17 protein-coding genes are annotated in these 19,879 nt (G+C 41.4%); 14 read left to right on the forward strand and 3 right to left on the reverse strand.

Going from position 1 to position 19,879, the window contains the following annotated elements; translation table 11 throughout:
• The first annotated feature begins 823 nt into the window (after positions 1-823).
• Entirely contained in the window at positions 824-2,095 is a 1,272-nt protein-coding gene (locus C8D73_RS10985; protein ID WP_021716971.1) for an SLC13 family permease, read from the forward strand.
• Positions 2,096-2,265: 170 nt separating this feature from the next.
• On the opposite strand, the gene C8D73_RS10990 is transcribed toward C8D73_RS10985, so the two are convergent.
• The 3 genes from C8D73_RS10990 to C8D73_RS11000 all read right to left on the reverse strand — a co-directional run bounded on the left by C8D73_RS10990 (position 2,266) and on the right by C8D73_RS11000 (position 4,577).
• Complete coding sequence (locus C8D73_RS10990) at positions 2,266-2,982, reverse strand: LrgB family protein (protein WP_021716972.1); 717 nt, start codon at positions 2,980-2,982, stop codon at positions 2,266-2,268.
• Entirely contained in the window at positions 2,982-3,350 is a 369-nt protein-coding gene (locus tag C8D73_RS10995; protein WP_021716973.1) for a CidA/LrgA family protein, read from the reverse strand. Before C8D73_RS10995 ends, C8D73_RS10990 begins: the two co-directional genes overlap by 1 nt.
• A 168-nt stretch (positions 3,351-3,518) precedes the next feature.
• Positions 3,519-4,577 carry a hypothetical protein gene (locus C8D73_RS11000; protein ID WP_046430898.1) on the reverse strand — a complete coding sequence of 353 codons (1,059 nt, stop codon included), beginning with the start codon at positions 4,575-4,577 and terminating at the stop codon, positions 3,519-3,521.
• Positions 4,578-4,816: 239 nt separating this feature from the next.
• Here C8D73_RS11000 and clpB point away from each other — a divergent pair, with 239 nt between their 5' ends.
• The 13 genes from clpB to C8D73_RS11065 all read left to right on the forward strand — a co-directional run.
• Positions 4,817-7,366 carry an ATP-dependent chaperone ClpB gene (gene clpB, locus C8D73_RS11005; RefSeq protein ID WP_021716975.1) on the forward strand — a complete coding sequence of 850 codons (2,550 nt, stop codon included), beginning with the start codon at positions 4,817-4,819 and terminating at the stop codon, positions 7,364-7,366.
• Between the two features lie 112 nt (positions 7,367-7,478).
• Entirely contained in the window at positions 7,479-9,188 is a 1,710-nt protein-coding gene (locus C8D73_RS11010) for an FAD-dependent oxidoreductase (protein ID WP_021716976.1), read from the forward strand.
• 149 nt (positions 9,189-9,337) lie between these two features.
• Positions 9,338-10,540 (forward strand): acetate/propionate family kinase, encoded by a 1,203-nt coding sequence (locus C8D73_RS11015; RefSeq protein ID WP_021716977.1) that lies wholly within the window; start codon positions 9,338-9,340, stop codon positions 10,538-10,540.
• Positions 10,541-10,556: 16 nt separating this feature from the next.
• Complete coding sequence (locus C8D73_RS11020; protein WP_113078226.1) at positions 10,557-11,693, forward strand: metallo-dependent hydrolase; 1,137 nt, start codon at positions 10,557-10,559, stop codon at positions 11,691-11,693.
• A 13-nt stretch (positions 11,694-11,706) separates the two neighbouring features.
• The gene (locus C8D73_RS11025) at positions 11,707-12,897 is read left to right on the forward strand and encodes a CaiB/BaiF CoA transferase family protein (RefSeq protein WP_113078227.1); all 1,191 of its coding nucleotides are present in this window, start codon (positions 11,707-11,709) and stop codon (positions 12,895-12,897) included.
• A gap of 1 nt (position 12,898) precedes the next feature.
• Positions 12,899-13,816 carry a hydroxymethylglutaryl-CoA lyase gene (locus tag C8D73_RS11030; protein WP_113078228.1) on the forward strand — a complete coding sequence of 306 codons (918 nt, stop codon included), beginning with the start codon at positions 12,899-12,901 and terminating at the stop codon, positions 13,814-13,816.
• A gap of 90 nt (positions 13,817-13,906) precedes the next feature.
• On the forward strand, positions 13,907-14,791 hold the full coding sequence (locus C8D73_RS11035; protein WP_021716981.1) for a LysR family transcriptional regulator: 885 nt from the start codon (positions 13,907-13,909) through the stop codon (positions 14,789-14,791).
• Between the two features lie 121 nt (positions 14,792-14,912).
• Entirely contained in the window at positions 14,913-15,194 is a 282-nt protein-coding gene (gene citD / locus C8D73_RS11040) for a citrate lyase acyl carrier protein (protein ID WP_113078229.1), read from the forward strand.
• Between the two features lies 1 nt (position 15,195).
• The gene (locus C8D73_RS11045) at positions 15,196-16,071 is read left to right on the forward strand and encodes an aldolase/citrate lyase family protein (protein WP_113078230.1); all 876 of its coding nucleotides are present in this window, start codon (positions 15,196-15,198) and stop codon (positions 16,069-16,071) included.
• Positions 16,072-16,073: 2 nt separating this feature from the next.
• Positions 16,074-17,606, forward strand: a complete 1,533-nt coding sequence (citF, locus tag C8D73_RS11050; RefSeq protein ID WP_113078231.1) for a citrate lyase subunit alpha — start codon at positions 16,074-16,076, stop codon at positions 17,604-17,606.
• Positions 17,607-17,629: 23 nt separating this feature from the next.
• Positions 17,630-18,178, forward strand: coding sequence for an HD domain-containing protein (locus C8D73_RS11055; protein WP_113078232.1), 549 nt, complete (start codon positions 17,630-17,632; stop codon positions 18,176-18,178).
• A gap of 41 nt (positions 18,179-18,219) precedes the next feature.
• Positions 18,220-19,614, forward strand: coding sequence for a DASS family sodium-coupled anion symporter (locus C8D73_RS11060; protein ID WP_113078233.1), 1,395 nt, complete (start codon positions 18,220-18,222; stop codon positions 19,612-19,614).
• Between the two features lie 89 nt (positions 19,615-19,703).
• A partial coding sequence (locus tag C8D73_RS11065) for a 4Fe-4S binding protein (protein ID WP_113077517.1) occupies positions 19,704-19,879 on the forward strand: 176 nt, incomplete at its 3' end.

A 19,879-nucleotide genomic window follows, 5' to 3' on the forward strand; every position in this document is an offset into this window, starting at 1 on the left:
GGACCTGGCGGTTACAAGTTTATGGACTATGTAAAAGTCGGCGTGCCTTTAGTTATCCTCTGCTTCATCGTTTCCATCATCGTTATTCCGATGGTATGGCCTTTCTTTCCCGGTTAATTGGGACTAGCTGCGGAAGAATGTACATAGAGTTCTCCTTTTAAAAGTAGAAATGCTTTTTGGGTGGTATTTCTGCTAGTTGACCTGGGATTTAAGAGGGAAAGAAGGTGTGACTGGTATGGGAGCAGAAGTTATTGCTGGTGGTCTTATTGCAATTATTTTCTCTACTTGCTGGTGGCTCGTTAGAAGTTGATTCTAAAAAACAAAATTCGTGTATGTCAGTCTTTCCGGTCAAGTAAGATGATCCGAGAGAGATAGCACATAAAGTTCTCCTTCGCTGAAGTGGAAGTACTAATTGGTACTTCCGCTTTTTTATTGTTCTAAATGAGTGATGAGCAGGTATTTTTTGTGCTTGTAATGTATTTTATTGCGGTTTATATAATAATAATTAATTTTGAAGTGAAAATAAATTATAAAAAATATTTATGAAATATGATTTTTGCATCAGCAACAAATATTACAGAGCCAGGTGCAGAGCGAAGAATAATATGCTGTTGCAATAGCAACAAATAATTGGATGTTTATTTAAATAAATTAAAAGATTTAAGATAATAAAGTTCGTTATTTTAACTGTTTTCTAACTGGAGTGCATAAAAATAAAATTTCTATACTTAACCTGTGATTGCTTAAAGCAATCAACATAAAAGTGGAGGTGAATTTCATATATTTGCTGTTTTACAAAATTATTTGAAACTGAGGTGAAAGTATGTCGTCGGCAGTAAAATGTTTAATTGTTTTGGCAATAGTGGCTTTATTATTTATTACTGAACTTATTCCTCTGGCTATTACTGCAATGGGAGGAGCTATAGCCTGCGGGCTTTTGGGATTTATTCCGGCTCAACAGGTTTTTTCAGGCCTTTCGGATTCAACGGTAGTGCTTTTTGCAGGTATGTTCGTTGTGGGTGCGGCGTTGTTTCATACCGGCCTGGCACAAAAAATTGGTATAGGTATTGTTAAAATTTCCGGAACTAAAGAAAGCAGTTTAATGTTTGGTATTATGGTTGTCAGTGCAGCATTGTCCTCCTGTTTATCTAACACTGGCACAGCAGCATGTCTGATGCCCGTTGTTTTGGGTATTTGTGCTGCAGCTAAAATTCCTGCTTCCCGCCAGCTGATGCCTTTAGCTTATGCGGCCGGCATCGGCGGTGTTATTACGATGGTTGGCACACCGCCTAATATTATTGTATCCGGTGTTCTTACTTCCTTTGGATATGAATCCTTTTCTTTCTTCGAGTTTGCCTGGATAGGTATTCCTTTGACCTTTGTGGTTATCGCTTACATGATGTTTATCGGCAAGTATTTGCTTCCGAAAGCAGAATTGGACGCTGACCAGGAAATTGAACAGGAAATTGAGGCTACTGTGACTGACAGTAAAAAACAAATTGTTTCTGGTTTGATTTTAGCAGTGTGCATTATTGTTATGGCACTTGACCTTAAAGCTATTTCTTTGGAAATGACCGCTATTGTTGGTGCACTGGTTTGTGTATTAACTGGCTGTTTGACTGAAAAGCAGGCTTATTCAGCTATTGACTGGGTAACTATTTTCCTGTTCGCAGGTATGATGCCTGTTTCGGCTGCTATGGATAAAACAGGTGCCGGTAAATTGATCGCTGAATGGGCAGTAAGCCTGATGGGTGGATCTCCTACCCCGATCATTATGACCTCGGTACTATTTATTATCTCCTGCACTTTGACGCAGTTTATGTCCAATACAGCAGCCTGCGCCTTGCTGGCTCCGGTAGGTGTAGCGATTTCTCAGCAGCTGGGTGCTTCTCCGAAAGCAGTACTGATGGCGATCGGCGTAGCTGCTTCCTGTGCATTCGCAACTCCGGTCGGAACTCCGCCATGTACTTTAGTACTTGGACCTGGCGGTTATAAGTTTATGGACTATGTAAAAGTCGGTGTGCCTCTGGTAGTACTCTGTTTTATCGTTTCCATTATAGTTATCCCAATGGTATGGCCTTTCTTCCCCGGTTAATTGGGACAGCTGCGGAAGAATAGTACATAAATCTCTCCTTTTTAGAACGGAAGCACATGTCGGTGCTTCCGTTTTTTTGTGGGCAATTAATGAGTCTTTCAGGAAAATGATAAAAGAGCCTGTTCTTTTTAGAACAGGCTCTTTTATTTCTTAAATATTTAAAGCTTTATTCAAAACAAATTAGTCAGCAATGGCAGTAGAAGTGGCGCTAAAATAGAAGTAGCAATACCGGTAAGACCAATTGCTACACCGCCGATGGCGAGTTGCAATGCGCTTTTATTGACGCAGGCACTGGTTCCGAGACCGTGACTTGAGGCACCAATAGCCAGACCGATAGCGATATCATTTTTAAAGCCCAGCCAGGATAAAATTTTATGATTGAAGGTAGAACCAAACATACCTGTAAAAATAACACAGGCAGCGGTTAAGGAGGGGATACCGCCAATGACACTGGAAATATCCATGGCAATAGGCGTTGTTACTGATTTGGGAATCAGAGAAAGCAGAACCTGTTCGCTGGCGCCAAACAGCTTTCCGCAGACGAAGATGGAAACAATGCCGATGACTGTAGCGACAACAACTCCGCTGACGATGACGGCAAGATTGTTTTTAAGGGTCTGACGGTTACGGTATAAAGGGAGTGCCAAAGCTACTGTAGCCGGTCCTAAAAGGAAGTTTATGAAGTTTGCTCCGGCAGCGTATTGTTCATAAGTTATATGAGGTGACTGAAAATAAATGATGCCCATAATAATAGGGCAGGCCAGTACGAAAGGTGGAATAATGTTAAGCTCAAAACGATTGACGATCAGTTCGCAGAAGACGTAAACGATAATGGTCAGTCCAATGCCGAACATGGGTGAATTTAATAAGGCTTCGGGAAAGAACATCAATGTTTTCCTCCTTTGCTGTGTTTGGAAACCAGCTCGACAAAAGCTGTAGTAGTAATAAGAATAATCAGACTGCTGACGATGATTGTGATAAAAATTGCGATGCTTTCAGCTTTAATAATATCGAGATAAAGCAGCATACTGATACCGGCTGGTAAAAACAGCATGCCCATCTTTTCGATTAGGATAGTACAGGCGTCTTCGACGCTTTCCTCACGGATGACACCTGTCAAAAGCAAAACAGCCAACAGGATCATACCAAGCAGTGCCGGTGGAAAAGCAATGTGCAGGGCCTGCAAAAACAAAACACTGACCCATTGCAGAGCCAGCAGAATAGCGATACCACGTAAAATAGAACCAGCTGTCATAAATTTTCCCCTCAATTTGTATAGAATAACTATTATTGTACTCTTGCATATATGTTTGTCAAGATTTTGATGAATTAAAATAATAATAAAAATATTTGACTTTTTGACTTTTGGCGTTTATAATAAAAATTAAGGAAGCCGGCGATGCCAGCTTCCTTGCGAATTATCCTACTTAAAAGCTATATAAAGATTAGTTAAAAGAATCAAACCTAAAAGGCCCATGGCAAACAGTCCCAGCAGTTCGAAGCGGTACATTGATACTTCTTCATTGAGCAGTGTATAACTGCGCTGGATAACGTGGATTTTATTTTCAATATTGTCTTTCCAGACAGAAGCGCGCAGCAATGACAGATATCGAGTGTAGATACGTGCATAGAAAATATCTTCTGTTACCTGCAGGGCATTGTTGATATTGCTGGTGAGACTGCTGACATCGGCCATCAGTTCCATCAGGTTACCGCGGATCTGGCGATAGCTTTCGAGCCGCGTTGCTTTACTGGTCATATTGGCTTCTTCAAGTTCATCATAGGTTTTATCAATGGCATTGTTGAGAGCGTTATCATAATAGCGCAGCTCTAAAAACTGTGCATTGGCAAATTCAAGCAGATCAGGAACGTCAAGGCTTCCACTTTGGTCGTAAACTACGGCTGAATCCCAGGCCAGATAAGTAATGTCGTCGGCATAGGAGAAGCGATTTTCCAGTGTTTCCCTGCGAGTTTGTTCACTGACAGGGGTTCTATCTTTAAGTAGCAGCGGGACCAGATCCCAGTCAGGGATATTCTCTTTGAAGTAATAAACAACAAAGTCTTCGTCGAAATCCGAAACACGCTCGTTTGAGCAGGCGGGACGAATCGTTTCCAGAACGGCGTCCAGATAATGATGGATCTCGTCTTCCGGCATATTTTCGCTGACGATAGCCATATCGAGATATTCGTCGTAAGTTACATCGTCTTCAAATGGGATTCTGATAATCAGGCTGATAACTCCCAAATCAAAAATACGGGCCTTGATTTCAGCCAGATAGGTTTTGCCGCCAAGTTCCATTTCGTGTGAACCAAGTTCTACCAAAACAGGCGGGTCTTTAAAGGTAATGGATTTTGTCGAGATCCTGTCCAGACGCAGACGTGAAGCTATTTTATTGCGGCTGGTCCACAGGGCCTGTACAAGGTCCAGGTTGATTTCGTCGGCGACGTCAAACAATCTGTAAACGATCATGGATGTATTCATACTTGCCTCCATATTATATTACTTTGATGATTTGCTGGTTGATATTGAATGATACAGGTCAGCAACAAGTGCAGAAGCCCATTGGCGTAGAGAGATATTATCTCGTTTACTATGCAAAAGCAGCTTACTTAATTGGTTTATTCGCCGCAGAGTTTAGTTTCCCTGCGTGACGATAAAAATTTTCTGTAAAAATAAGTTAATAAATTCTAAATTAGATGATAGTCAGGAGGTGTAGCGATATGCAGGAACGCTACAGTGAAGAAGTAAAAAGTATTTTGGAAGCAGCGCAGCAGCAGGCTGTAATGAATTATCAGCAGGAGCTGTCATGTGCGCATATTTTAGTGGCCTTAAGCAGCAGTGAAGGTTTTTTCAGATTTTTACTCGCTAATGTCAAGGCAGATGAAAGAAACTTTGCACAGGAGGCTAAAGCGTTGATGCAGCGCATTCCTTCTGTAAAGGGACAGGATCGTCAGCTGGTGATGAGCACAGCTTTAGCCAGAGTATTAGGGCTGGCAGCGCAGGCCGCCGGTCAAGGTGAAGTGAATGTTGGCAATTTGGTTGCAGCTTTAGCCGGTGACGGTGACAGCGAGACAGTTTCTCTGCTTAAAAAGTATGGTATTGATAAGAAAAAGGTTGAGGGCTTGTATATGGCTTATACTAATGGGCAAGCTGATGAAGAAAGCAAACAGACACTTGAAAAATATGGACAGGACCTTACTGCTAAAGCGATGGAAGGCAAGTTGGATCCAGTTATTGGCCGTGATGAGGAAATTCGCCGTGTAATTGAAATTTTATCGCGTCGTAAGAAAAATAATCCGGTGCTGATAGGTGAGCCTGGCGTTGGTAAAACGGCAATCGCTGAAGGTTTGGCAAGACGTATCGTAGCAGGTGATGTACCTGAAAATCTGAAAAACAAGACTTTATACGCTTTAGACCTGGCAGCTTTGGTTGCCGGTGCTAAGTATCGCGGAGAGTTTGAAGAACGTTTGAAAAAGGTTTTGAAGGTTATTTCCGATTCTGCAGGACAGATCATTATGTTTATTGATGAGCTGCATACCGTGGTTGGTGCTGGTGCAGCCGAAGGAGCCATGGATGCGGGTAACATACTGAAACCGATGCTGGCCCGCGGTGAATTGCGTTGTATCGGCGCGACTACATTAAATGAGTACCGCAAGTATATTGAAAAAGACAGCGCTTTAGAGCGTCGTTTCCAACCGGTAATGGTCAAACAGCCAGGCGTTGAGGATACGATTTCGATTCTGCGTGGATTGAAAGAACGTTATGAGGTGCATCACGGTGTAAGGATTAAGGATGCGGCTTTAGTTGCGGCTGCTGTAATGAGTAACCGTTATATCAACGATCGTTTTTTGCCTGATAAGGCGATTGATCTGGTCGATGAGGCGGCAGCACGATTGAGGACCGAGATCGATTCGCTTCCGGCAGCGCTTGACGAAAGTAAGCGGCGGATACTGCAGCTGGAGATCGAGGCTCAGGCCCTTGGCAAAGAACAGGATGAGCAGTCTAAAGAACGGCTGGTGAAAATTGAAGAAGAGCTGTCTGAGCTGAGAAAGGAAAATGAAGAGCTCGTTAAACGCTGGGACGGCGAAAAAGCTTCTATTGCCCGTGTGCGCGAAGTGAAAAAAGAGATCGATGCCGTTAAACAGGAAATGGAAGGCGCTGAGCGCAGCTATGATCTGAATAAACTGGCAGAACTTAAGTATGGACGGCTGCCGGCGTTGGAGAAGGAACTTGCAGAAGTCGAAGCAAACAATAAAAATGATAAAGAGAATGTGCTGCTGAAAGAAGAAGTAGATGAAGAAGATATCGCTAAGGTGGTCAGTACTTGGACAGGGATCCCTGTTTCGCGTCTTAGCGGCGGCGAACGCGAAAAGCTCGTACATCTTGAAGATATCCTGCATCAGCGCGTTGTCGGTCAGGACGATGCGGTTAAGGCTGTCAGTGAAGCTGTCGTTCGTGCCCGTGCCGGCATAAAAGATCCTGATCGTCCGATCGGCTCATTTATTTTCCTTGGTCCTACCGGCGTTGGCAAAACAGAGCTGGCTAAGGCTTTAGCCGAGATATTGTTTGACGACGAACGCAATATGATTCGTATCGATATGAGTGAATATATGGAAAAACATACCGTTTCCCGTCTTATCGGTGCACCTCCAGGCTATGTAGGCTATGATGAAGGCGGACAGCTGACTGAAGCAGTGCGTCGCCATCCTTATTCTGTGATTTTACTGGATGAAATCGAGAAAGCACATGCTGATGTGTTTAATGTACTGCTGCAGGTACTGGATGATGGCCGGTTGACCGACGGACAGGGACGCAATGTTGATTTCAAAAACACGTTGATTATTATGACGAGTAATCTTGGTTCGGCCGAGATCATGAAAAAGCAGGGACAAATTTCCAGAGAAGATATCCAGAGTATGCTGATGCAGTTCTTCAGACCGGAATTTTTAAATCGTGTGGATGATATCGTGGTCTTTAAGGCCTTGGAAAAAGAGCAGATTAATGATATCGTGAAAATGATTCTGAAAGAGCTTGGTGAAAGACTGGAAAAACAGCTTGATCTGACGCTGGTATGCAGTGATGAAGCTGTGGCATATCTGGCGGATACAGGGTTTGACCCCGCTTTTGGTGCCCGTCCTTTAAAACGCTTGATCGTACATACTGTTGAAAATCTGCTGGGAAGAAAAATTGTCAGCGGAGAGATCAAGAGCGGTGAAACTGTAAGAGTAGTCCTGAAGAATGGTGTAATTGATATTGAGCAGGTTTCCTAAGTATTAAAAAAGTAAAGATTTCTGTAAAACAAGGCTGTGTTCGTTGAACACAGCCTTGTTTACGTATATAATGAGTATATAAGGAATTTTTTTATTGGAAGGAGCGATCAGAATGGCTAAAAAGGTAGTGATTATTGGCGGTGTTGCTGCTGGAATGAAAACAGCTTCACGCCTGCGCCGCAGAGATAAGGACGCAGAAATCACAGTAGTGGAACGTGGACAGCAGGTAAGTTATGGAGCCTGCGGTTTTCCTTATTACATTGGCGGAGATGTAAAGGATTTTTCCAGTTTTACTCATACACCGCAGGGGTTTGCACGTGATGCGGAATTTTTTAAAAATGTTAAAGGCTTTGATGTTGTTACCGGGCATGAAGCTCAAAAAATAGACCGCGCGAATAAAACGGTAACCGTAATGGATAAAGAAACTGGGGCAATACAGGAAATGTCATACGACGTATTAGTGTTAGGGACTGGGGCTACGCCTGTAAAACTGTCTTTACCTGGAGCTGAACTGGGAGGGATACATAATTTCTGGTTCCCCTGGGAGACACTAAAGGTTAAGGAAGAGATGGAAGCCTATAAAGTCACCGATGTCGTTATCGTTGGGGCGGGCTTGATAGGCATGGAACTGGCGGAGGCTTTTCATAAGCAGGGGCTGACTGTAAATATTGTAGAGATGCAGGATCGTATCCTGCCGCAGATGCTGGATCTGGAAATGGCTGATTTAGTTAAGAAACCATTAGAAAAAGCCGGTATCAGGTTATATCTGGAAGAAAAGACGCTGGGTTTTGAAGGCGAAAATGGACGAGTTACAGCAGTAAAGACTGATAAACGTACGATTCCGGCTCAGTTGGTTATTGTGGCGGTAGGTGTACGCCCGAATACAGAGTTGGCAAGTGCTGCCGGACTGGAGCTAGGTACAAGCGGGGCGATTGCTGTTAATGAATATTTGCAGACCAGTGATCCTGATATTTATGCCGGCGGTGACTGTGCAGAAAATATGAATCTTATCAGCAAGAAAAGAATATTTGCACCAATGGGTTCCACTGCGAATAAACATGGACGTGTTATTGCGGACAATATTTGTGGTGACATGATAAAATATCCCGGTGTTTTAGGAACAGGGATCTGTCAGATATTGAACTGGCAAGCCGGAAGTACGGGTTTGAACGAAAAAACGGCCAAAGCCGCAGGGATTGAGTTTGAGTCTGTGGTCGTACCTGGATTTGACAGATTAGGTTATATGCCCGGCGCGCAGCGTTTGGTGCTGAAGCTGCTGGCGGAAATTAAGACTCAGAAGGTTATAGGGGCTCAGGTTGTAGGAACCGGCGGCGTTGATAAACGTGTAGATGCTTTGGCTGCTGCCATGAGCTTCGGAGCGACATTAGAAGATTTGAGCAATATTGATTTCGCATATGCGCCGCCTTTTAACGGGCCAATAGATAATATTGCGACAGCCGCCAATGTTTTGATGAATAAAATAGAAGGACGCCTGCGCAGTATTAATCCGAAAGATTTTAAAGAATTGCGTAAAAGCGGTGAATATACTTTGGTAGATGTGCGCACTCCGGGAGAATATAAAAGTAACCGTATCGCTGGCTGTGCTAATATCATCAATTTACCTTTGGGCAAGGTGCGCAGTGAAGCCGAGAATGTGCTGGCTGATAAAGACGCTAAACTTGTTTGTTCCTGTCAGATCAATCTGCGTGGTTATGAAGCTGAAACTATGCTGCGGGCCTTAGGTTATAAAAATGTCCAAAGCCTGGAAGGAAGCATGAGCAGCTGGCCTTATGAAACTGAAAGCGGCGAAAAGAAAGAATAGTTATATTTGAAATATTTTAACTGAATAGTGACATCAAAATTTGTAATAGGCAATTTCTATATTCAATATAGAAATTGCCTATTTTTCATTTAATGAGGCTTAGAATATAATGAATTTAAGGAAATTATACAATTTGGAGCGCTGATATTATGAAAGTGTTAGTGATAAACTGCGGTAGTTCCTCTATTAAATTTCAACTGCTGGAAATGGAAAACGAAATGTTATTGGCTAAAGGGCAAGTAGAACGCATAGGAATGGATGGAAGCCTTTTAAAATTTCTTGGAAAGCACGAATATGTCATTGAAATCAAAAGGACCATACCTGATCATAAAACTGGGATCCAGTTGATTTTAGAAAGTATCGTACAGGAAAATTACGGGGTTATTGCGTCGTTGGAAGAGATAGAATGTATTGGACATAGAGTGGTACATGGCGGGGAAAGGTTTAAAGAGTCGGTTGTTATAAATGACGAAGTACTGAAAACAATCAGTTCCTGCATAACCATAGCTCCTTTGCATAATCCTGTAAATCTGGAAGGAATAAAAATTTGTCAGGATTTGTTTCCTGGTGTTATGCAGGTTGCAGTTTTTGATACAGCATTTCATCAGACTATTCCGGAAACAGCTTATCTTTACGGGCTGCCTTATGAATTGTATATAAAATATGGTATCAGGCGGTATGGATTTCATGGAATTTCTCATCAGTATGTTGCGGACACATTAGCGCAGAAAATAGGCCGTGCCCTTAAGAAAATGAAAATAATTACTTGCCATTTGGGAAATGGAGCCAGTGTTGCTGCTGTTAAAGATGGGAGATCAATTGATACCAGCATGGGCTTTACTCCTTTGGAGGGTTTGATTATGGGAACAAGGTCCGGAGAGATTGATCCGGCTATTATTCCCTTTATTATGGAACAGGAGGATATGACTGGTAAGCAGGTATATAGATATTTGAACAATAAATCAGGGATACTTGGATTGTCAGGATTATCCAGTGATTTTAGAGATCTGGAAAGTGCAGCTAAGATAGGAGACCAGAGAGCACAGATGGCAATAGATGTCTTTGCCTATCAGGTAAGAAAATACATCGGAAGTTATGTGGTTGCAATGGGAGGTCTGGATGCAATAGTTTTTACTGCTGGGCTTGGTGAAAATTCACCGTACATGCGCGCTAAAATATGCAGTGGGCTGGAAGTTGTTGGAGCACATCTGGATCTGAAGAAAAATGAAGTGCGCGGAGAGGATGCGGATTTAAGCAAGTTTGATTCTGACGTTGCTATTTGGACGATCTTAACTAATGAAGAACTTATGATTGCCAGAGAAACGAAAAAATTATTTGCTGTTAAGCAGTAAATTAAAGGAGGGTAAAATGATGAAGAAAAATATTCTTATCAAAAATGGTGTTGTTGTAGATCCAATATTTAAAACCCAGGAACAGCGTGATGTTTATATCCAAAGCGGAAGAATAGCCAGTGCTAAAAATTTTACGGGCGCTGATATTGTTATCGATGCTTCAGGAAATTTGGTTGTTCCCGGGTTGATCGATTTCCACAGTCATGTTTTTGCGGACGGGACAGAGATAGGAATAGAACCTGATTTAAGTTTTATACCGCAAGGTGTTACAACTGCTGTTGATGCAGGTAGTACCGGTATTGCAAATTTTGAATGCTTTAAAAAAGATGTTATCCAACGCTCTAAAATGCGTATCAAAGCTTTTGTGAATCTCTGCCCTGCAGGGCTTGCTACGATGAAATATCATGAAAATGTTGAGCCGTCATGTTGGGATGTTGGAAGATTAAGGGATGTTTTGACAGAGCACCATGATATTTTGCTGGGATTAAAAATAAGGATCAGTAAAGAAATAGTTGGCGATTTGGGGATCAATGTTTTAAAACAGGCAGTTAATGTTGCTGAAAAGCTGGGAACCAGACTGGCAGTACATGTGACAAATCCTCCTGAGGCAATGGAAACAGTTGTTAAGCTTTTGCGTCCTGACGATGTTTTGGCGCATTGTTATCATGGTACAGGATATACGATTTTGGATAATAATGGCAAAGTGCTCCCAGCGGTTCGTGAGGCGCAAAAACGCGGCGTTATTATTGATGCGGCTAATGGAGGCAATCATTGGTCATTTAAAGTAGCGGAGAAAGCTATAGCTGAAGGCTTTTATCCGGATATCATCTCTACTGATTTGACAGTAAAAACTTTGTTTAAAGATCCGGTGTTTTCAATGCCGTATCTGATGTCAAAGTATTTGTTCTTAAAAATGCCACTGCCGGAAATTATTGCGCGTTGTACCAGCATTCCGGCAAAGATTATGGGGATGGAAAGCGAAATCGGACAACTGCAGGAAGGATTTCTTGCGGATGTGGCAATTTTAAAACGTTGTGATAAATATATCTGCTTCAGTGATACACAGAAGGAAACAAGAATAGGCAGAGAAGTGCTTGTACCGCAGCTGACTATTACCGGTGGAGAAATTGTGTATCGCAGTATTTCTTTATGAGAGGAGTATTAGTATGAAATTATTGGAAGGTATCAGGGTTTTAGATATTTCAACAGTAATAGCTGCACCATTTGCCGCTGGATTGATGGCTGATTTTGGCGCTGAAGTTATTAAGGTGGAGATGCCGGACGGAGGAGATCCTTTTCGCAGACTGGGACCATATCATGAAGGGCAGGCTATGCGTTTTGCCTGTATGGGCAGAAATAAAAAATCAATTACTTTAGATCTGCGTATGGAAAAGGGTAAAGAAATATTTTTACAGCTGGTAGAAAAAAGTGATGTTGTAATTGAAAATTTTAGAACTGGGACATTAGATAAGTGGGGCATTGGTTATGAGGCGATGAAATTAAGGAAACAGGATATAATCCTCAGCCATGTGACAGGTTATGGTCAAACAGGTCCTTACAAAAATATTCCTGGTTTTGGAACACCGGCGACTGCTTTTTCAGGAATGACATATATTACGGGATACCCAGACAGGCCTCCGGTCAGCCCGTCTTTTTCGCTTACAGATTATATTGCAGGGTTATATACAGCTATGGGTACTATGATGGCTTTATATCACCGGGATGCCCTTCATGGCAAAGGACAGGAAATAGATGTAAGCTTATATGAAGGTATTTTTAGGTTTATGGAAATATTGTGCGCTGATTATGATAAGAACGGTATTATAAGGGAGAGAAAACCAAAATTGAATGGGACTTCCAGTCCTGGAGGTACGTATAAAACTAAAGACGGTAAGTGGGTAGTTTTGGTCTGCAGTACTGACAGAACTTGGGAATATTTGGCTGGAGCAATGCACAGAGAAGACTTGATGACAAATCCGCTCTATGAAACGATGAGGGCAAGAGTAACCAACGACAATTCTCTGGATAAAATAGTTAGTGATTGGATAGGCAGTAAAGAGTATATTGAGCTGAAAGAGATTGTAGATAAAGCTGGGGTGCCTGTAAATTTAGTTTACAGTATCGAAGATATCTTTGCTGATCCGCATTATGCCGCAAGAAATGATATTGTTGAGATGTCTCACCCAGTATTGGGAACAATAAAAATGCCGGGAATAACACCTGTATTCAGTGAAACCCCAGGCGAAATTAAATGGGTAGGGCCACAGCTTGGTGAGCATAATGATGCAATATATGAAGGGCTGTTGGGATTTTCTCAGTCGGTATGTGCAGAGCTGCACGCAGAAAGAGTGATTTAAGATGAAAAGTTTACCTGATTTTATTAAAATTTGTGAAGTTGGGCCGAGGGATGGTCTGCAGAATGAAAAAGTATTTCTGACGATCGAACAAAAGCTGGAACTGATTGAAACAGCAGCTGAAGCAGGTATAAAAGTTATTGAAATCGGATCTTTTGTCAATCCTAAAGCAGTACCGCAGATGGCTGATACAGATCAGATCGCTGCAAGACTGCACAGAAAAGCGGGCGTTGAGTACAGAGGGCTGATTTTCAATATGCAGGGATTGAAAAGGGCGGAAGCTGCTGGTATCAGTAAAGCTAAAATAACTGTTTCGGCCAGTAGATCACATTGCTTGAGAAATATGAATAAAACTCCGGAGGAAGCTGTAAAGTCATTTGCTGAACTGGCTGAATATGCTGAACAGAAAAAAATAGTGCTGTCTGGCGCTATATCAACATCTTTTGGCTGTTCTATAGATGGAATTGTACCATTAGAACAAGTGGTCAATATTATTTTTCAGCTGCGAAAATTAGGAATTCAGGAAATATCATTGTCAGATACGACGGGGATGGCTAATCCTCTGCAAGTTTATGAGTATGGAGTTCATATAAAAAAATTATTTCCTGATATCGAATGGGTACTGCATTTTCATAATACACGTGGTATGGGATTAGCTAATGTTTTAGCAGGATTAATGGCAGGAATTACAAATTATGACGCTTGTTTTGCAGGCTTGGGCGGTTGTCCGTTTGCTCCCGGAGCTTCAGGAAATATTGCCACTGAAGACTTGATAAATATGTGTGAGGAAATGGGAATTATGACAGGAACGGATTTAGCGAAATATCTAGAACTTGGATATAGAGTAGAGCGGTATATAGGTGGGAGCCGTTCCAGCGCTTTGTTAAGAGCCGGGCGTAATTGTGATATTAAAAGTAAATAAAAGAATTATAGTTGCTTATTTTATATGAATATATGGGTACGGACATGATATAATTAACGAAAGTTACGGTTGTATATTAGGCGGTGCATTATGGAAGAACGGGACTGGCAGATCATCAAAACACTGTATGAACAAAAAAATATAACAAAAACGGCAAGAGTTTTGTATATGTCTCAGCCGACATTGACTGCCCGGATTAAACAAATTGAAGAGTCTTTAGGAACGAAATTATTATATCGCGGCAACAAAGGTATAACTTTTACTGAAACCGGAGAATATACGGTAAAATTTGCTGAACATATACTTGGCGAAATGCAGGAGCTGAGAGAAACTATTACCAATATGCAGGAAGATGTTGCAGGAACCCTGCGTATTGCTGCTCCAAGTATCCTTGCCAGATATTTTTTGCCAAAGCTGCTGGGTAGATTCCAGGATATGTATCCCAAAACGAAATTTGATGTACAGATTGCACAAAGCAGTGATGTTATAAGCCTTGCCAGTTCCTTGGGAATTCATTTCGGTTTTGTAAGAAATGATTTTGACTGGCGGGAGGACGAACGCGTACTTTTAACCACGAATCATGTGTGTGCCGTAGCTGCTCAGCCGTTTAAACTGGAGGATCTTCCCCATATGGTCCGTGTAGATTATGATACAGACCAATATTATCAAAATTTACTTGATGGCTGGTGGCATGAAACTTTTGAGGATTCTCCTATTATTGGTACGCGGGTCAGTAATTTGGATCTTTGTAAAGAAATGGTTTTCAACGGATTGGGGTATGGAATTTTGCCATCAATTTTAATTGAAGAATATCCTCAACTATATTCTATTCCTTTAGTGCATAAGAACGGTTCTAAGCTGGAAAGAAAAACATGGCTGATTTATAAAAAAGAGCTGCTCGATTTAAGATTACCCAAAGTCTTTTTAGAATTTGTAATTGATTCTGATTTTGACAGTTTTCAGAGAAATCATTAATATTTACAGGAGCTTTTGAGATAGGCATTTTTGATGATTAACATCGAAAATGCCTATTTTTCATATATCTGGAAAGTATATATAATTGAATTAGGATAAAACATAAAAAGGCGGTGTGAATATGGTGTTCAGAGGTCATGAAATAACTACGGGAACAGCTAATAAAGGCGACGCTTTAATAACATTGGAAATTACTAAAAGTGACGGTGTAAAAATAGAAATCACCAGTAAAGTTCTAGTTAAATATGGACAGTCTATTGAAAAAAGTGTCAAGGAAATTTTAGCAGCAGCCAATTTGGGAAATGCGCGTGTGCTGATTGAAGATCATGGTGCCCTGGATTTTGTAATAAGAGCCAGACTGGAAACGGCAATACAAAGATTTTTATCAGAAAAGGAGTATTAACATGAATTCTCTTTATAGAACGATGTTTTTTGTGCCAGGCAATGACCCTAAAAAAATTATAGGTGCTGAAATTTATCGTCCTGATTGTATTATTTATGATTTGGAAGACTCAGTATCAATTTTTGAGAAAGACAGTGCCAGAATTTTAGTAAAATATGCTTTGCAGTATAATCGCCCGGATTGCAGGGTTGGGATAAGAATTAATCAAGCGGATTCACCATATTATGGAGATGATGTAAGTAGTATGGTTCCTTTGCAGCCGGATTTTCTTAGATTACCAAAAGCAGAGACTGCGGAAGATATAAAAAAATTAGATGTATTGATTACTGAGATAGAAGAAAAACATGCTATTGAGATTGGGGCTGTTAAAATAGTTGCCAGTATCGAAACTGCGTTGGGGGTAGTAAATTCTTATAAAATAGCCAGCGCTTCCAAACGTATGCTGGCAATCGGATTAGGCGCAGAAGATTTCCGTACAGATATGCGTATGGAACGTTCCGAAGATGCATCTGAGATATTATTTGCAAGGAATTTGATTTCGTTGAACGCACATGCTACGGGAATTATGGCAATGGATTATGTTTATAGTAATATTAAAAATATCGAAGGGTTTAGAGCTGATGTTAAGCTAGGTAAGCAATTAGGTTATACGGGGAAATCAGTAGTGCATCCTAATCAAATTGGCGTGGTACATGAGCTGTACACACCAACTATAAAAGAAATAGAGTCTGCTAAAGAGATTTTAAACGCATATGAAGACGCACTAAAAAATGCTTCAGGGGTTACTTCGCTTAATGGGAAAATGATTGATAAACCAATGGTTACAAGAGCAATGTCCATCCTGTCATATGCTAAAGCTGCAGGAATGGAGGTTTGAAAATGGATAAAGGGATTATAGAGTTGATTAATAAAATACCCGGTTGGGAAAATAAAATGCCATATCAGGGAGCGTTTGCCGTAAAACCTTTTGGGAGAATGGCAGGAAGACCGGTGAAATGTGTTGTGCCCGGTAAAGATAAAGTATTGGAGCTGGATAAGGTTTTAGATGCAGTAGAACTTAAAGACGGGATGACGATTTCCTTTCATCATGCGCTGCGAAATGGCGATTTGGTGATGCAAAAAGTTGTAGCGGCCATTTCCAGAAAAGGTATTAAAGATCTTACATTATCAGCAAGTTCACTGAGTCTTGTTCAGGATGCATTACTTCCATATTTTGAAGATGGGACGATTACGGCTATAGATACTAGTGGGGCAAGAGGCAGGATAGGAGAATTTATTCAAAAAAATAAATTGAAAAAACCTGCTATTTTCCGCACTCATGGCGGTCGGGCACGGGCGATTGAAAGCGGCGAGCTGCACATAGATGTAGCGTTTATTGCAGCTCCGACTTGTGATAAATATGGAAATATCAACGGTGTGCAGGGAAAGTCGGCCTGTGGTTCATTAGGATATGCAATGCCGGATGCCGAATATGCGGAACAGGTTGTAGCTGTAACTGACGGATTAGTTTCAGTACCTTTGGAATATGTCAGCATTCCGCAAACCCAGGTTGATTATATAGTTGAAGTGGAAAGTATTGGTGATCCTTCTGGTATAGCTACAGGATCGATCCGAATAAGCAAAAATCCTGCAGAGCTGGTTATTTCTAAATATGTGGCTGAGGTCATAAAGTATGCAGGGCTTCTAAAGGAAGGGATTATTTTTCAGTTTGGCAGCGGTGGAATAGCAATTTCTGCTGCTGGTTTTGTACAGACAGAAATGCAGCGTACTGGTATAAAAGCTGCAGCCGGGATCGGCGGGGCTTCGGGATTCTTGACTGAGATGCTTGCAAATGGCTATATCGGGACGTTTTTTGATCCACAGGACTTTGATACAAAAGCTATTGAATCACTGTATTTTAATAGCAGACATCACGAGATTTCTGCTTCTGCATATGCGAATCCATTCAGTGCCAATCCCTATGTCAATCTGTTGGATGTGGCTGTTTTAAGTGCTACGGAAGTAGATATTAATTTTAATGTTAATGTACTTACTGATTCTTATGGTAAGTTGATTGGTGCACCTGGTGGTCATCCTGATGCAGCTGCTGGAGCTGAGGTGACGATAGTAGCTTTGCCGCTTTTGCGTGGACGGCTGCCGATGCTGCTGGAAAAGGTACAAACAGTAGTCACTCCCGGTGAAACTGTAGATGTTTTAGTAACTGATTACGGGATTGCAATTAATCCGAAACGGCTTGATCTATATGAAATTTTACAAAAAACATCACTGCCGGTAATGACAGTAGAAGAATTACATCAGAAAGCGCAAAAACTGGCTGGAGTTGCTGAAAAAACGATTTTAGGTGATAGAGTTTGTGGTTTAGTAGAATATCGTGATGGTACAATTATTGATGTTGTTTACGATTTGCCGTGATTTTATAAAAAGAGGTGAATAATATGTATAACAGTTGGTATGATGTTTTTCCTGAAATTGTAATGATCAGTGACAAGGAGCTGCAGAAAAAGGTGGTAGAAACATACGAGGAAGCGTTGAAGACAGGCGGATGGCAGCTAAATGATATTGATACAATACCCTTTACTTTATTGATACCGGATACAATGATCAGTTACAGGACCCATGTCAGAACGGTTACAAGAATGTCTCTGAAAGCTTATGAAGAATGGGAAGTATACGGAGAGAAATTTAAACTTAATAAAGATTATCTGTTGGCAGGAGCACTTTTACATGACGTAGGAAAGTTGATTGAGTATGAAAAGACTGCTGATGGTAAAACACAGAAATCACAGCTGGGAAAAAATCTCCGACATCCATTTTCTGGCTGTGCACTTGCGGTAAAACATGGACTGCCTGTTGAAGTTGCACACATTATCGCTAATCATGCTAAAGAAGGCGATGGAACGCTGAGAAGTCCGGAAGGGGTTATTGTCAACAAATGCGATATGCTGAATTTTGAAGGCTTGAAAGCTTTTGTGGGTATGATTTAAATAAAAGTTATTTGGATAAATAAAGAAAGAAGGCGAGTGTTATGGTAGTACGGTGGTTGCTTTTATTATTAGTCCCGGTTTCTATTTTAATGGTACCTGTTCCCAGTGGACTGACACCGCTGGCCTGGAAAATATTTGCTGTTTATATAGCAGCCATCTTAGGACTGATCCTGAGGCCGGCGGGTGAAGCGGTGGTAATGCTCAGTGTGATAGCCTTTGGATCTTTTATCGTTCCAGTCGGTCAACTACTCAGTGGTTATGGTAACGGCACTGTGTGGCTGGTATTTACAGCTTTTCTTATTACGCAGGCTTTTGCTGATACAGGGCTTGGTAGACGTGTTGCTTACTGGATGATCGGAAGATTTGGCAAATCATCCTTGGGGCTGGTGTATGGACAGATGCTGACAGATCTTATTTTAAGCCCTGCGACACCTTCTAATACAGCTCGCTCCGGTGGTATCGTTTATCCGATTTTCAGAAATGTTGCCAGCACTCTGAATTCTGAACCTGAAGATAACCCACGCAGAATCGGTTCGTATATAACGATCAGCGGTTACGCGATCAGTTTGTCTACTTCGGCAGTTTTTCTAACAGCTTGTGCTCCTAATATTCTTACGGTAGGTTTTGCCAGAGATATTTTAAAAGTAGATATCAGCTGGATGGACTGGTTTATCGGTCTTGCTTTTCCTGCGCTTTTGGCCTGTCTGGTAGTTCCGTATTTGATTTACAAAGTGTATCCGCCTGAGCTTAAAGAGATTTCTAATCATAAAGAACTGTCGGCGCAAGGACTTCGAGAGATTGGGCCAATGACAGGAAAAGAGAAATTACTGGTAATATTTTTTGTTCTGGCAATTCTTGGTTGGGCAACAAGCAGCTTTACTAAACTGGACGGCACTGCTGTAGCCTTATTGTTCTTTGCCTGCTGTGCTATATTTAAACTTATTGATTGGAAGAATGTACTTGCGAATAATGGTGCATGGAATACTCTTATCTGGTACGGAGCTATCATGGGGATCTCCGGAATATTGAGTAAAGCAAAATTTTTCGTTTGGCTGGCAAAAGTAGTTGGTGAGCATATGAATTTTGTCGGCGTCAATCAAGCTCTTGTTATGGGGATTTTGCTTGTGATAAGTATTCTGGTCAGATATGTGTTTGCTTCCATGGGTGCATATGTAGGCGCATTTATTCCTGTCTTGTTCACTTTAGGGCTTGTGGCTCAGGTACCACCGCTTCCGTTGGTATTTTTACTTGGTGCATCTTCAGCGTATGGCTGTTTATTGACTCATTACGGTGGTGCAGTAGGTCCGGTTTTGTTTGGGACCGGTTATGTGCCGCAAAAGACATGGTGGAAAATAGGAGCAGTTTTAGTTGCTTTTAACTTTGTCCTTTATATGACGGTCGGTCTGGGATATTGGAAAGTACTGGGCTTGTGGTAATTTTTTTACAATAAAATTTCTTGATACCGGTTTGATAAAAAAATCAAACCGGTATCAAATTTATCAAAGGAAAGAAGGAGGTCGCGATTATGAGTCTGAAGGTCCATACAAATCGCTGCAAAGGCTGCGGGATCTGCGTAGCATTTTGCCCCAAACAGGTTTTGGCAATTAGCGAGATCGAAAAAGTAGAGGTGGTCGCCGAGGATAAATGTATCCAATGCGGCCAGTGCGAAACACGCTGCCCTGACTTTGCGATTTTTGTAGA

Source organism: Phascolarctobacterium faecium DSM 14760 (assembly GCF_003269275.1).
GTDB lineage: Bacteria > Bacillota > Negativicutes > Acidaminococcales > Acidaminococcaceae > Phascolarctobacterium > Phascolarctobacterium faecium.

Bases quoted from the DNA above. Each gene is read 5' to 3' on its own strand.
- C8D73_RS10985 (WP_021716971.1), top strand. From the start codon at position 824: ATGTCGTCGGCAGTAAAATGTTTAATTGTTTTGGCAATAGTGGCTTTA.
- C8D73_RS10990 (WP_021716972.1), bottom strand. From the start codon at position 2,982: ATGTTCTTTCCCGAAGCCTTATTAAATTCACCCATGTTCGGCATTGGA.
- C8D73_RS10995 (WP_021716973.1), bottom strand. From the start codon at position 3,350: ATGACAGCTGGTTCTATTTTACGTGGTATCGCTATTCTGCTGGCTCTG.
- C8D73_RS11000 (WP_046430898.1), bottom strand. From the start codon at position 4,577: ATGAATACATCCATGATCGTTTACAGATTGTTTGACGTCGCCGACGAA.
- clpB (WP_021716975.1), top strand. From the start codon at position 4,817: ATGCAGGAACGCTACAGTGAAGAAGTAAAAAGTATTTTGGAAGCAGCG.
- C8D73_RS11010 (WP_021716976.1), top strand. From the start codon at position 7,479: ATGGCTAAAAAGGTAGTGATTATTGGCGGTGTTGCTGCTGGAATGAAA.
- C8D73_RS11015 (WP_021716977.1), top strand. From the start codon at position 9,338: ATGAAAGTGTTAGTGATAAACTGCGGTAGTTCCTCTATTAAATTTCAA.
- C8D73_RS11020 (WP_113078226.1), top strand. From the start codon at position 10,557: ATGATGAAGAAAAATATTCTTATCAAAAATGGTGTTGTTGTAGATCCA.
- C8D73_RS11025 (WP_113078227.1), top strand. From the start codon at position 11,707: ATGAAATTATTGGAAGGTATCAGGGTTTTAGATATTTCAACAGTAATA.
- C8D73_RS11030 (WP_113078228.1), top strand. From the start codon at position 12,899: ATGAAAAGTTTACCTGATTTTATTAAAATTTGTGAAGTTGGGCCGAGG.
- C8D73_RS11035 (WP_021716981.1), top strand. From the start codon at position 13,907: ATGGAAGAACGGGACTGGCAGATCATCAAAACACTGTATGAACAAAAA.
- citD (WP_113078229.1), top strand. From the start codon at position 14,913: ATGGTGTTCAGAGGTCATGAAATAACTACGGGAACAGCTAATAAAGGC.
- C8D73_RS11045 (WP_113078230.1), top strand. From the start codon at position 15,196: ATGAATTCTCTTTATAGAACGATGTTTTTTGTGCCAGGCAATGACCCT.
- citF (WP_113078231.1), top strand. From the start codon at position 16,074: ATGGATAAAGGGATTATAGAGTTGATTAATAAAATACCCGGTTGGGAA.
- C8D73_RS11055 (WP_113078232.1), top strand. From the start codon at position 17,630: ATGTATAACAGTTGGTATGATGTTTTTCCTGAAATTGTAATGATCAGT.
- C8D73_RS11060 (WP_113078233.1), top strand. From the start codon at position 18,220: ATGGTAGTACGGTGGTTGCTTTTATTATTAGTCCCGGTTTCTATTTTA.